This window comes from Sphingobacterium sp. CZ-UAM (assembly GCF_002000245.1).
In the GTDB taxonomy this organism is placed as follows: Bacteria; Bacteroidota; Bacteroidia; order Sphingobacteriales; family Sphingobacteriaceae; genus Sphingobacterium.
Genome location: NZ_MTCM01000001.1, coordinates 394,490 through 407,973, shown reverse-complemented (window position 1 = coordinate 407,973; position 13,484 = coordinate 394,490). Strand labels below are relative to the sequence as shown.

Sequence of the window (13,484 nt, the reverse complement as noted above, 5' to 3'; positions counted from 1 at the left end):
ATAACATGAAACGTATAATTTATAAAAATATAAAACTGGTCCTTTGTATATTTTTTGCATCTGGTCTAACGATAAGCTGCAAAAAACAATTGGATACAAACCCGCTGGATAAGTTTGCCAATGATACATTCTGGACCAGCGAGACCAATGCACGGCTTGCCATCACAGGTCTGTACAAAGGCGAAATCCAAATGAATAGTTTAGCCGAGTTTAGCCCCTCAGACTGGTGGTCCTACCATGGCTTGCTTTACCTAGAGTTTGCCTCCGACAACGCCTATGACCGACGCGGGGATAATTCAGCATTCAATAAATTGTCCGATGGTACACTCACCAGCAATATTGGTATATTGTCCAACTATTGGACACTCTCCTACAAACGGATTGCCCGTGCAAATTTCTTTTTAGAGCATGTGGACAAAACGCCTGTTTCACCTGAGCTTTTGGCCCGCTTTAAGGCTGAAGCTCGTTTTATTCGCGCCTGCCAATACTTCTACCTATCACAGTATTGGGGAGATGCACCCTTGGTAACCCGAACCTTGACACCTGACGAAGCTAATGATGTCTCGAAAAATAAAAAGCAAGAACTAGTGGACTTTGTCGAACGCGAGTTGCAGGAAGCCGCGAATGACCTTCCAAGCTATGGCAAATTACCCGCAGCAGAACGGGGCCGCGCGACGAAACAAGCCGCTTATGCATTTCTGGGGCGTCTACAATTAGCCGAAAAATCTTACGCCGCAGCAATTAAGACCTACGAAAATATCATCAATGCCAATGAAAATAGTATTGATCCCAACTATACAAGTCTTTTTGATGGCAGTAATGAATCCAGTAAAGAGATTATTTTTGCCACACAATACCTTGTAGACCTTGCCGGAAATGGTATGTTTCAACATAACTTTCCAGCAATAGCTGGTGGTTGGCATCTCCATTGTCCATTGGGAAGCTTAGTGGAGAGTTATACCTTCACGGATGGAACGGCTTTTTCCTATACTGATCCCAGATATAACGCACAAAATATCACCCAAAATCGGGATCCGAGATTAGGATTTACGGTCATCAGCAACGGAGACCGGTTCAAAAACCTCCGTTATATCTCGCATCCAGATTCAACCCTGTCCATTGACCAGCTCACAACCACCAAGCAAGCAACACGCACGGGTTACGGTCTTCGTAAATTTAACGCTGAAAATTTTAGCGGCAATTTACAGAATTCCGGAACAGATCTTCCTATTATCCGCTACGCCGAGGTGCTATTGAGCTACCTTGAAGCCAAACTTGAAAATGGTGATCCTCTGACAGCGGAGCTACTGGATAAAACCATCAATGCAGTCCGCCGACGCAGCAGCGTCAATATGCCTCCTATCGCTGTCGCCAACGCGACTACAGTCCGGGCAGCATTACGTAATGAAAGACGTGTGGAACTAGCCTTAGAAGGTATACGCTATTGGGACCTCCTGCGTTGGGATACAGCAAAAGATGTTTTAAATGGTGATTTCTATGGCGCCGCATTTCCCGATGCCAAAAATATCCGCGTGAAAGCAGGTAGTAGCAGAGACAGTTATAGCCGCTGGTATGTAACCAAAAAATCATTTAGAGCAGGCCAGGATAATCACTGGCCGATCCCCCAAAGTGAAATTGATATCAATCCAAATTTAAAATAGTATATTGGGTGTCGTCAACAAAAAGACGACACCCTATCAACGTATTTGCACAATATGAAAAAGACCCTATCTCTTACGATCCTACTTTCTTCGAGTCTGGCGGTGACACTTCCCCTGACTACATTCGCACAAAAACTGAATAAACCGAACGTTATCTATATCTATGCGGATGATCTTGGTTTTGGTGATTTAAGCAGCTATGGAGCCCAACAGATTGAAACTCCAAACTTGGATAAATTGGCGCACAGCGGTACGCGCTTCACCAATGCACATAGTACCTCCGCTACCTGTACGCCTTCTCGCTTTGCTTTGATGACCGGCACCTATCCGTGGCGCCAGACGGGTACAGGCATCCTGCCCGGAGATGCCAAGCTGATTGTACCAACAGACAAAATCACATTGCCCAAAGTATTCAAAAATGCAGGCTACGCTACAGCAATTGTCGGTAAATGGCATATGGGACTTGGCAACGAAGTCAAAAAAGACTGGAATGCAGCCATCAAACCCGGACCCAACGATGTTGGTTTTGATTACTCATTTATCTTCCCTGCAACTGCCGACCGGGTTCCGACCGTTTTCCTAGAAAATGATCGGGTTGTCGCTGCAGAAGCAAACGATCCCATCCTTGTTGATTATGAGAAGAAAATAGGCAATGATCCTACGGGCAAAGAGCATCCCGAATTGCTCAAAATGCAATCCTCTCCCGGCCAAGGGCACAACCAGACAATTGTCAATGGCATCGGACGGATTGGTTACATGAGCGGCGGCACACGTGCACGCTGGGTAGACGAAGAAGTTTCCACAACCTTTCTACATAAAGCACAAGATTTCATTTCACAACATCAAAATAAGCCATTCTTCCTCTACTTCTGTTTAACGGAACCCCACGTGCCACGTATGCCGGCCACACAATTTAGGGGCAAAAGTAAGCTCGGTTACCGCGGAGATGCCATTCTTCAATTAGATTGGACAGTCGGACAGATCCAACAGCAATTGCAGCTACTGGGCATGGACAAAAACACCATTATCATTTTCAGCAGTGACAATGGTCCGGTATTGGATGACGGCTATGTGGATGGTGCCGTGGCTCAGCTTAATGGACACCAGCCTGCAGGACCGCTCAGAGGTGGCAAATATAGTATCTTTGAGGGCGGAACACGTGTACCTTTTATCGTCAGTGGACAAGGGGTTGCCAAAGGTAAGGTATCCAATGCATTGATCAGTCAAATGGACCTGTTGGCAACAAGCGCGCAGCTCGTAGGCGTAAAATTAAAAGCTGATGAAGCAAAAGACAGTAAGGCATTATTGAAAACCTTAACCGGCGAAGATCCCAAAGGGCGTAGCAGCATAATCCAACATGCACAAACTCTGGCGATTGTCAAGGACGACTGGAAATATATTGCACCAAGCAACGGTACCGCCTATATGAAATTGACGGATACTGAAACCGGAAATCTCCCCGAAGATCAATTGTACGACCTCAAAAATGATATCGGAGAAAAAAACAACGTTGCTGCTAAATATCCTGAAAAAGTGAATGAGTTGAAACAGTTGTTGGAAGGAGAACGGAAAAAATGAAAAAAGGAATAGGTCTTACCCTCATCCTACTGGGATGGGGGATGCTTTTTGCACAACAAAAGCAAGCAGCTAAAAAGCTGCCCAATATCATCTTTTTTTATGCGGATGACTTGGGCTATGCCGAGACAGAACCCTACGGACAACAGCTGATCAAAACCCCCAACCTGCAAAAGTTGGCGCAGGAGGGACTTCGTTTTATCAATCATTACACAAGTGCTCCAGTTTGTGCCCCAGCTCGTTGCATGTTATTGACAGGTAAACATGCTGGTCAGTCCTATATCCGGGGTAATTATGAATTGGGCGGGTTTGCCGATAGCCTCGAAGGTGGACAAATGCCCCTACCCGAGGGAACCTACACCATGGCTCACCTATTTAAAAAAGCTGGTTATCATACTGGCGCCATCGGAAAATGGGGCCTCGGCATGCAAAATACAACCGGAAGCCCAAACAAACAGGGATTTGACTATTTCTTTGGTTACCTCGACCAAAAGCAGGCCCACAATTACTATCCAAGCCATCTCTGGGAAAACGAGCAAAAATATCCACTCCAAAACAAAGAAAAGTTTGTGCATATTCCACTCGACTCCACCAAAGCAACTGCCAAAGATTTCGAGCAATTCAGTGGCAAACAATATGCTCCGGAAGTTATGACGGAAAAGGCATTGGCATTTATTGATAAGAACCGAAACAGTCCTTTCTTCCTCTATCTTCCGTACACCCTACCCCATCTTTCCTTACAGGTACCCCAGGAATATGTGGATCGATATAAGGATCTTTTTCATGACCATCCTTACTATGGGCAGGATGGCTACACGGCAACGCCTTATCCAAGAGCTACCTATGCAGGCATGATCACTTATCTGGATGACCAAGTGGGCCTGATCATGAAACATATTAAATCCCTGGGTCTGGATGACAATACCATTATCTTGTTTTCCAGCGACAATGGCACGGGTTTCAATGGTGGTATAGACTACCGCTTTTTCAAGAGCGTCGATTCACTCAGAGGATTAAAAATGGATGTGTTTGAAGGGGGAATAAAAGTACCGTTGATCGTCCGCTGGCCCAAAACAATCAAAGCAAACACCGAGACGGCTGTTATCTCAGCACAATATGACCTGATGGCTACCTTTGGACAGTTGGTCCAACAGGATCCCGGTAAGACCAATGGACTGTCCCTCCTGCCAACCTGGCTAGGACAAAAGAACCAGAAAAAACACCGATACCTTTACTTTGAATATCCCGAAAAAGGCGGGCAGATTGCCATACGTGAAGGACAATGGAAGGCAATTAAACTGGATCTAAAAAATAATCCAAAAGCAAAATGGCAATTGTATGATCTAGAAACAGATCCATGGGAGCAAAAGGATATTGCGAACAAACACCCCGAATTGCTTCGTCATTTTGATGAAATTATCCTTACTGAACACCGTCCTGCACACATAAAAGAATGGGAAATCGTAGACAGTAAGCTGGTAAAAAAATAAATTTCTCCGGATCTCATTTATTCACCGTTAAAAAACTTGGGTTGTCATGCTTGAAAACATGACAACCCAAGTTTTTTATGTAACTTCGTTATAAGCATCTGTGTTGGGAAGCGGACCTGTAAATATCCTATTGAACAACAACAAAGACCATGATATCGGTCAATGTGTCCATCTTAGGACAATGAAAGAAAAATATTGATAACCAAACATGCTTCAACTAGAGTCGCATATTAACGCATTAAAAGAGGGTAATGAAAGCGCATTGTGCTTTTTCATGGACCATTTTGGCCATGCGCTACGTTATTTTGCCTTTTCTTATCTACGCAGTAAAACCGATGCTGAAGAAATTGTATCTGATATCTTTGTCAAACTCTGGAATCACAGACAGAAAGTGGACAATTACGAAAGCCTCAAAGCATTTTTGTATATCGCGACAAAGAATGCCTGTATCGATATGAAAAGATCGGCTCGATTTAAAATGCAGACCGAAGAATTGGATATCCTTCAGAATTTATCCCTACCCGAGGACGATATTCTAAAAAAAATATTTAGAACAGAGCTAACGGAGTTATTACTGGCCGAAATCGATAAACTACCAAAACAGCAGGCTAAAATATGTAAATTGAGTTTTTTAGAGGATTTAGATACTGAAGAAATCTGTAAGATACTGGACACTACCCCATCAAATGTCTATTATGCACGTTCCAAGGCACTCCTCGCATTAAAAGAACGCTTCAGATCCAAAAATTTCGAATACCTTATTTTAATTTCAATGTCCGCAATACATCTTTTCAGAAGCTAAGAAACATTCATCTTTTCAGGCAGCTCCCTATCGTATAGCTATACTTACTGCCTTTTTGCTTTTACAGAAAGCCCACAGCTATTACATTCGATTACAGGTTGTTCAAAAGCAATAAATCCAGCGTTTTGCGAGATCATCAACACTTTAGTAAAAAACACGAATCAAATAAAAAATAGGTAATTCAGAGAAAAGAAATGGTCGGACCGAATTGTAATATAATCAACTGTAAAACAGCATATTATTATAGAACAAAAAAAAGCTTAGCATTTGGTCGGGCGACCTGCTAAGCTTTTATAAATACCTCTTTGTAAGAGGCAATCAACCTAAACCTATGACAAAGATAATGCTTCAAATGATATAAACAAAAATTTTGTAATATTTTTTTTCAACTCCCATAAATTTGTTTTGGCACAGCTGCAACAAAAAGAATAGTAAGTGTACAATATACACACAATCTTTTTGCTATTTTCAGAAGCCATTTTTTTAGCATACTATATCAAAGCAGATTCTATTACAGTATTTATCTCTTTCATGAATTATATTCACGATAAATTATTCTGTCATTCATGCGTCTATTTTGTTCGCAAAAACCGTGTTTCCTTCGATTATTTAGTAACTTTGATTTCATCAAAAATTTTAGTGCATGTTTACCGGAATCATAGAAACCTTAGGAAAAATCGAACGTATCGAACATGAAAAAAGCAACATCCATTTTTATGTGAGCTCTCCGATCTCCAATGAATTTAAAATAGATCAGAGCGTAAGCCACAATGGTGTATGCCTGACTGTTGTTGGACTGGAGGATCAGGTGCACAAAGTAACCGCGATTGATGAAACCCTGCAGAAAACGAACCTGGCCGAGTTGAAAGTTGGTGACTTGGTTAATATCGAACGCTGTACCCTAGCTGGCGGAAGATTTGATGGACATATTGTCCAGGGGCATGTCGATCAGACCGCAACCTGTATACAGAAAACAGATGAGAACGGCAGTTTTATTTTTACGTTTCAATACGACCCCACTAAACAGAATATCACTGTAGAAAAAGGATCCATTACGGTGAATGGCATCAGTCTAACTGTGGTTGATTCCCGCGATAACCGTTTTTCTGTCGCAATCATCCCTTATACCCTCGAACATACCAATCTCCAACAGGTTGAAGTAGGTACAACAGTTAATCTTGAATTTGATATTATTGGAAAATACGTCACAAAAATTATGGCCATGCGTGGCTAATCCAACGCAACCGATACTTACGACTTACATGGGTGGAACGATCAATCCATGTAAGTCGTTTGATAAGCCCTCAAGTTAAGCGCATATTAGATAGGACCATTCAAAAAAATCTGTCCTGAAATAGGTCTTCACTTCGACCCATCTTTACACCTATTCTGCCCGGTTTACTCTAGATAATGACCTTGACGGATAAGTAATGCGCGGTATTTATTAAAGACACTGGACTTGGATACAAAACCCATATATTTGTTTTCATCTCCAAGTACAGGTAATATCCAAGTGTCATCTTTGTTCATCTTAGCCATCACAATTTCCATGTTTTCGTTAATCCCCACCGTATCGTTTGGCTTCTGTGCCAATTTTTCAAAGGGCGTATCCCCCCCTTCTAACTCCCCTAACAGGACCGAAAATAAAAACTCACTATAGAGAAGTCCCATAAATTTACCTTCATAACTTACCACCGGAAAAATATTACGCTTGCTATGGATAATATCCGTCTGTCTACTTTTGGGCGTTTCATCCGGTCGTAGGATCACAAAATTGGTTTCCAGTACATATTTAATGCGCATCATGCTCAGTACCGAACGGTCCTTATCTTCATACGAAATCAGGTCGCCCGATTCGGCCAATACTTTTGTATAAATTGAGTGCTTCAATACCGCACGATTAATCAGATAAGAAATCGAACAGACCAACATCAAGGGGACCATTAAAGTATATCCCCCCGTCACTTCCGCAATTAAGAAGATACCCGTTAATGGCGCATGCATAATACCACTTAGTGCACCAGCCATACCGGCAACCACAAAATTGGGGACGTTAAGCTCCGCAATTCCCGTCAGATTGACCCCATAGGAAAAGGCAAACCCCAATAGACCGCCCATCACCAGGCTCGGTCCAAACACCCCACCGTTTCCGCCACCATTCAAGGTGAATAATGCCGCAAACGACTTACCAAATAAAGTCAAAATGGTATACCCCAGCACCACCAATCCCATATCTTTATAATCAGAAAACAAGCTATTTTTTACGATCGAGTTAAACTGCCCATTGAGAATCTGCTGGATGGTAATATAACCTTCGCCATACAGTGCCGGAAATACGAAAATCATAATCCCCAGGGATATTCCGCTTACCCATACTTTGTTATAGGGATTCTTTATCTTAGCAAACCATTTCCCTACCGAACTGGATACACGGGCAAAGTAGATTGTATACAGTCCAATCAATACCGCCAATAGCAAATAAAATAACAGGGCCGAGATTTGCCAATCCGAATTGAATGTGCTAAATAGCGGTTCACTGTACAAAAGCCGCGATACCACCGAGGCAAGCGCTGACGATATTAAAAGAGGAATAAAAACCGGAATGGAGAATTCCGGAAGCAATATCTCAATCGCAAAGATCATTCCCGCCAAAGGACTATTAAATGCACCCGAAATACCTGCTGCCGCGCCGCAGGCCAAAAGCATGGTGACTTCTTTATATTGCAGACCAAAAAAACGGGCAATATTGGAACCTATCGACGAACCTCCCAATGCGACGGGAGCCTCCAATCCACAGGAACCTCCAAATCCAACCGTAATCGCCGAAGTGACAACCTGCGAATAAATATTGCTCGGATCCAATCGGCTCCCCTTACGACTGATCGCATAGATAATCGGAGTGATACCATGCTCCATCTTCTTTCCTTTCAGAAATTTTCGCACAAAAAACACGCTCAACAATATCCCGATCAACGGAAAAATCAGGTAAACAGAATACTTCACTTTCCAATCAATATCATCCTGAATTGTCGCCGCTATAAAATGCGTTAGTCTTTTTAAGACAGATGCCATCAGACCACCAACAATTCCAACTAAAAAGGCCAGGAGAATAATAAAGTTCCTATTCGAAACTTTTTTCATCCGCCATTGATTGATCTGGTCTATTTTCTTAAAAAAACGTACACTGAGATTTGCCATGTCTTCTTATTGAAAGCTCAACACTTCCTTTTTCTTTTTTGTTTTGAATTTTTCGGGTACAACCGCCAATATCTCCCTTTCCAAAGCCTGGATTGCATGTCGTTTCACATAATTCTGCGTAGTGACTAAAGATATCTCCCGAACAGGTTCCGGTGACTTAAAATATCGGATTTTATCCAGTTGTTCATCCACATAGTCTGAAATCGAAAGCTCCGGCAGAATGGTTATCCCATCATTGATATCCACCATTCTTTTAAGTGTTTCCACGCTGCCAGTATTATATTCAAAACGCCCAGAAAGATCCTGATTATGTTTATGATGGCAAATATTAAGTACCTGCCCTCGCATGCAATGCCCCTCATTCAACAGCCAGAGTTTATCATCGGCAATGTCATCTCCACTTAGCACTTTCTTGGAAAACAAAGGACTATTTTCAGAGATATAAGCAACAAAATTTTCATAGAACAGAGGCGACTCCAGTATCCCCTGATCATTTAAGGGTGTTGATAGCACACCGCAATCCAAAAGCCCCACCTTCAATTCGTGAACAATACGTTCGGTGGTATATTCCCAGATTTGCAATTGCAATTTCGGATACTTCTCCATAAATGTTGTCAGTACCTTCGGCAATAGATAAGGCGCGATAGTCGGAATAACACCGATCTTTAAGCTGCCCTCGATCTCCCCCTTCTTATCCTGTACGATTTCAGCGATCTTTCGGCTCTCCATCAGTACCGATCTCGCCTGTAGAATGATCTTCTCACCGATTTCGGTAGGTACAACCGGCTGCCGGCTGCGGTCAAAGATTTTTGCTCCCAGGGATTCTTCCAGTTTCTGGATCTGCATACTTAAAGTCGGCTGTGTCACAAAACATTTTTCGGCTGCGGCAACAAAACTACGATAAGTATCTACAGCAATGATATATTCCAATTGGATTAAGGTCATGTTAAAATCTTTAAAGCGCAAAATTACGAATACTCGTTTAAAACGATGGCAAATACACAATATTTTAAGGCTTGACCATTGCTTTCCCGTACATATTACACAATAAATACCTTGCCAAAAAACAAGAATTGATAGACTATTATGACAATAGTTGACCGAAAAGTCGGATTCATCAAAAAGCTTTTCTTAAATTTGGAGATTTACAACAGTTGATATAAAAAAAACCATGAAGTTTATACATCATACGACAATTGCACTGGCGCTATTATTATCGGCAACAAATATCCCACATGGTATAGCGAATCCAGATGAAGGAATGTATCCATTGAGCGATCTAAATAGAGCTGGATTAAAGAAAGCCGGATTAAAGATCAGTGAAAAAGATATTTACAACCCCGGTCAGGTTGGATTAGTGGATGCCCTCGTTCAGGTCAGTGGATGTACTGGATCATTCGTTTCCAATCGTGGCCTGATTATTACCAACCATCATTGTGCGTTTTCAGCAGTGCAGCTGGCCAGTACAGCCATCAACAATTACCTCAAAAATGGTTTTGTGGCACAAAATCAGGAACAGGAGATTGAAGCAAAAGGGTTAAAAATCAGAATTACCGACTCATACGAAGACGTATCTGTTAAAATATTAAATGCTGTTGCCAATATCAGTGATCCCGTAGAGCGTATTAATACAATTAAAAGAAAACAAGAGGAACTTGTCAAACAGGCTGAAAAAGAAGATCCTACAATCAAAGCCGAAGTGTCCGAAATGTTCATCGGTAAAAGCTACGTGCTGTTTCGCTACAAAACAATAGAGGATGTACGCCTGGTATATATACCACGTCAAAATATTGGCGAATTCGGTGGTGAGACTGACAACTGGGTATGGCCACGCCACACCGGCGATTATTCTTTCCTTCGTGCTTATGTGAGTAAAGATGGAAAATCTGCCCCCTATTCCAAAGATAATGTGCCCTACCAGCCTAAAAAACACCTAAAAGTCAATCCAAATGGCGTAAAAGAGAATGACTTTACCTTTATCTTGGGCTATCCGGGAAAAACATTCCGGCACCGTCCCGCACAATATATTAAGTACCAACAAGAATACTTGCTGCCTTATGTTTCCGATCTCTACGACTTCCAGAATAAACAGATGGAAGAAGCGGGTAAAGATAATACAGATATCGCGCTCTCTTTAGCAACGCGCATCAAACGCAACGCCAATGTACTCAAAAATTACCGCGGGAAGCTCAAAGGATTGCGCGGCATTGATCTTCTTTCAACTAAAAAACAAGAAGATGAAGCACTTGCCGCCTTTATTTTAAGCAAACCTGAACTTAAAGATAAGTATGGTAACCTGTTAAACGATATCGCTGCCTACTATCAGGTTAGTGACCAAGACGCGTTGAAAGAACTTTGGATTAATAATATCTATAACAGCACAAGCTTACTGAAAGTTGCCCGCGATCTCAATACCTTAAAAGTGGCAATGGGTAAAGAGCGCTCTTCACATGCCGCAAAACAGTTATTCGACTATAATGTCGAACAGCTTAAAAAAAGTATTCAAGAAACTTACGAAAGCTACAACAAACAGGCTGACCAACGTATTTTTGGGAAAATGCTTGCCGACGCTGCTGCTTTCCAGGGTAAAAATCAGATCACAGCCATTCAAAAGCTCCAATTGAATAACGAATCAGCCAATCAATTTGCAACACAGATCATCAATGGTAGTAAGCTTACCGATCAAAACTATATCTTAAATACCGTTTTGGCCGATGCAAATGCCCTACAGCAATTTGATGATAAACTGTTAATTCTCCAAAATGAACTGAACAGCGATATTGTTATTTTTGCTGCCGAACAGAAAAGACGCGAAGGCGTGTTAAATAAACTAATGGGTGACTATGTAGCGGTCAAGGAAATTTTTCAGGCCAAAAACTTTATTCCGGATGCCAATTCCACCTTGCGCTTGACTTATGGACATATCAAAGGTTATGCTCCGGCAGATGCCACCTATATGAAACCATTCACCAGCATTGAAGGTATTATCCAGAAAGGAAACCTCGGTCTGCCTGAATTCGACTATCCGCAGGAAATCAAGACAGCGTATCTCAATAAAAATTTTGGTCCCTACCTCAAAAAAGACCTGGGATCGGTTCCTGTCAATATACTCTATGACATGGACACGACCGGTGGCAACTCTGGTTCGCCGATCATGAATGCAAATGGGGAGTTAATCGGCGTAAACTTTGACCGTGCTTATGATGCAACAATCAACGATTTCGCATGGAATGAAAGCTACAGTCGGTCCATCGGTGTAGATATCCGTTATGTGTTATGGGTAGCCGATAAAATTGATAATGCGCATTTTATTTTGAAAGAAATGGGTATATAATCCCTTTGCGTAAAGTAACTACTACAACAAAAAAGCACCTGAATCATTTGTTTAGGTGCTTTTTTTTATCGTCACTATGGCTTATAAAATTATACAAGCATTATTTTTCCATCAAATTCTGCAGCACCTGTTTCAACCGATTTAATCCCTCCTCTAAAATTGGTCTCGCACAGGCAATATTCAAGCGGATAAAGGAATCACTTCCTTTTCCATACATCGCTCCAACATTCACCTGTAAGTGGGCTTCCTGCAGGAGCAACTGTCCCAGCTTCCGGCTGGAAAGATTTAAAGCCGAACAATCTAGCCAAACCAAATAGGTACCTTCCAGGGGAACAATTTTCAGGAAAGGCAAATGTTGAGCCACGTAATTTTTTACATAAACATAATTATGATGAACATAACTCAAAACTTGCTGCAGCCATTCCTCACCATGTTGATAGGCCGCTATTAAACCAGTTATCGCAAAAGGACTTATACTGGCGATCTCATTGACAAGAAAAGCCTGCTGCACCTTTTTGTTCAGCAGTGGATCCGCGACAATAACCGTGGCGACTTGCAGGCCCGCCAGATTAAAGGTTTTGCTCGGTGCCATGCAAGTGATGGTATTCGCCAGAAAGGCTGGATCAATCGTTCCAAAAGGAATATGTCGATACCCCTCATAAACCAGATCGCAGTGGATCTCGTCCGAAACAACCAGTACATTGTTTTTTAGACAGATTTCACCCAATTGCTCAAGCTCCGCTTTTGTCCAGACCCTACCCGCAGGGTTATGTGGGCTGCAGAGAATAAAGAGCTTTACCTTTGGATCACTTGCTTTCCTTTCAAAATCCACAAAATCAATGGTATACTTTCCATCTTTGTACAGTAGATCATTGGAAACAACTTCACAGCCATTACGTTCGATCGACGAAAAAAAACAATGATACACAGGTTCCTGTATCAGCACTTTATCCCCCGTTTCGGTCAATGCGGCGACAATTGCCGACAGTGCAGGTACCACACCTAAAACCGGAAGTATCCACTCGCGCTGCAGTTGGAAACCATGTTTACGGCTAGACCAGTCCGCTACTGCTTGATAAAAAGCATCCGGAACTCTTGCATAACCATAAACTGCATGTTGCACACGTTCGCTCAGCGCATTAATAATTTCGTTGGATGCAGGAAAGTCCATATCGGCAACCCAGAGTGGAATTAAATCCGCATAATCCTGCTGATTCCATTTGACCGAATCCGTACCCCGACGGTCAATTATTTTATCAAAATTGTAGATCATAAAGCAATTTACTCAAAAATACCACGTACTTCCAACAATACTTCTGAGAAAATAGGAAGTAAAAAAATTGTCGAGACAAGCTGCCACGGCCCTGACAACTGCAGGACAGCGCGCGTTCAGGATCACGGCCATTCGCAAAACGTTCCTGACC

At 42.1% G+C, this 13,484-nt stretch carries 9 protein-coding genes; 6 read left to right on the top strand and 3 right to left on the bottom strand.

Annotated features, from left to right (window positions below; translation table 11 throughout):
- The first annotated feature begins 5 nt into the window (after positions 1 to 5).
- The 5 genes from BWD42_RS01630 to BWD42_RS01610 all read left to right on the top strand — a co-directional run bounded on the left by BWD42_RS01630 (position 6) and on the right by BWD42_RS01610 (position 6,762).
- Complete coding sequence (locus tag BWD42_RS01630) at positions 6 to 1,661, top strand: RagB/SusD family nutrient uptake outer membrane protein (RefSeq protein WP_077432736.1); 1,656 nt, start codon at positions 6 to 8, stop codon at positions 1,659 to 1,661.
- A 54-nt stretch (positions 1,662 to 1,715) separates the two neighbouring features.
- The gene (locus BWD42_RS01625) at positions 1,716 to 3,239 is read left to right on the top strand and encodes a sulfatase-like hydrolase/transferase (protein ID WP_077432735.1); all 1,524 of its coding nucleotides are present in this window, start codon (positions 1,716 to 1,718) and stop codon (positions 3,237 to 3,239) included.
- Positions 3,236 to 4,726 carry an arylsulfatase gene (locus BWD42_RS01620; RefSeq protein WP_077432734.1) on the top strand — a complete coding sequence of 497 codons (1,491 nt, stop codon included), beginning with the start codon at positions 3,236 to 3,238 and terminating at the stop codon, positions 4,724 to 4,726. The genes BWD42_RS01625 and BWD42_RS01620 overlap by 4 nt, the downstream gene beginning before the upstream one ends.
- Before the next feature lie 208 nt (positions 4,727 to 4,934).
- A complete protein-coding gene (locus tag BWD42_RS01615; RefSeq protein WP_077432733.1) occupies positions 4,935 to 5,528 on the top strand; it encodes an RNA polymerase sigma factor in 594 nt (197 codons plus the stop codon).
- Between the two features lie 643 nt (positions 5,529 to 6,171).
- Entirely contained in the window at positions 6,172 to 6,762 is a 591-nt protein-coding gene (locus BWD42_RS01610) for a riboflavin synthase (RefSeq protein ID WP_077432732.1), read from the top strand.
- Between the two features lie 164 nt (positions 6,763 to 6,926).
- On the opposite strand, the gene BWD42_RS01605 is transcribed toward BWD42_RS01610, so the two are convergent.
- Together BWD42_RS01605 and BWD42_RS01600 are read right to left on the bottom strand one after the other, a co-directional pair.
- Positions 6,927 to 8,726: a chloride channel protein gene (locus BWD42_RS01605; RefSeq protein ID WP_077432731.1), complete on the bottom strand. Its 1,800-nt coding sequence runs from the start codon at positions 8,724 to 8,726 to the stop codon at positions 6,927 to 6,929.
- Positions 8,727 to 8,732: 6 nt separating this feature from the next.
- On the bottom strand, positions 8,733 to 9,671 hold the full coding sequence (locus tag BWD42_RS01600) for a hydrogen peroxide-inducible genes activator (RefSeq protein WP_077432730.1): 939 nt from the start codon (positions 9,669 to 9,671) through the stop codon (positions 8,733 to 8,735).
- A 226-nt stretch (positions 9,672 to 9,897) separates the two neighbouring features.
- Here BWD42_RS01600 and BWD42_RS01595 point away from each other — a divergent pair, with 226 nt between their 5' ends.
- Complete coding sequence (locus tag BWD42_RS01595) at positions 9,898 to 12,060, top strand: S46 family peptidase (RefSeq protein ID WP_077432729.1); 2,163 nt, start codon at positions 9,898 to 9,900, stop codon at positions 12,058 to 12,060.
- Positions 12,061 to 12,160: 100 nt separating this feature from the next.
- Here BWD42_RS01595 and BWD42_RS01590 read toward each other — a convergent pair whose 3' ends face one another.
- Complete coding sequence (locus tag BWD42_RS01590) at positions 12,161 to 13,333, bottom strand: MalY/PatB family protein (RefSeq protein ID WP_077432728.1); 1,173 nt, start codon at positions 13,331 to 13,333, stop codon at positions 12,161 to 12,163.
- Between the last annotated feature and the right edge of the window lie 151 nt (positions 13,334 to 13,484).

Bases quoted from the DNA above. Each gene is read 5' to 3' on its own strand.
- BWD42_RS01610 (WP_077432732.1), top strand. From the start codon at position 6,172: ATGTTTACCGGAATCATAGAAACCTTAGGAAAAATCGAACGTATCGAA.
- BWD42_RS01595 (WP_077432729.1), top strand. From the start codon at position 9,898: ATGAAGTTTATACATCATACGACAATTGCACTGGCGCTATTATTATCG.
- BWD42_RS01600 (WP_077432730.1), bottom strand. From the start codon at position 9,671: ATGACCTTAATCCAATTGGAATATATCATTGCTGTAGATACTTATCGT.
- BWD42_RS01625 (WP_077432735.1), top strand. From the start codon at position 1,716: ATGAAAAAGACCCTATCTCTTACGATCCTACTTTCTTCGAGTCTGGCG.
- BWD42_RS01590 (WP_077432728.1), bottom strand. From the start codon at position 13,333: ATGATCTACAATTTTGATAAAATAATTGACCGTCGGGGTACGGATTCG.
- BWD42_RS01615 (WP_077432733.1), top strand. From the start codon at position 4,935: ATGCTTCAACTAGAGTCGCATATTAACGCATTAAAAGAGGGTAATGAA.
- BWD42_RS01605 (WP_077432731.1), bottom strand. From the start codon at position 8,726: ATGGCAAATCTCAGTGTACGTTTTTTTAAGAAAATAGACCAGATCAAT.
- BWD42_RS01630 (WP_077432736.1), top strand. From the start codon at position 6: ATGAAACGTATAATTTATAAAAATATAAAACTGGTCCTTTGTATATTT.
- BWD42_RS01620 (WP_077432734.1), top strand. From the start codon at position 3,236: ATGAAAAAAGGAATAGGTCTTACCCTCATCCTACTGGGATGGGGGATG.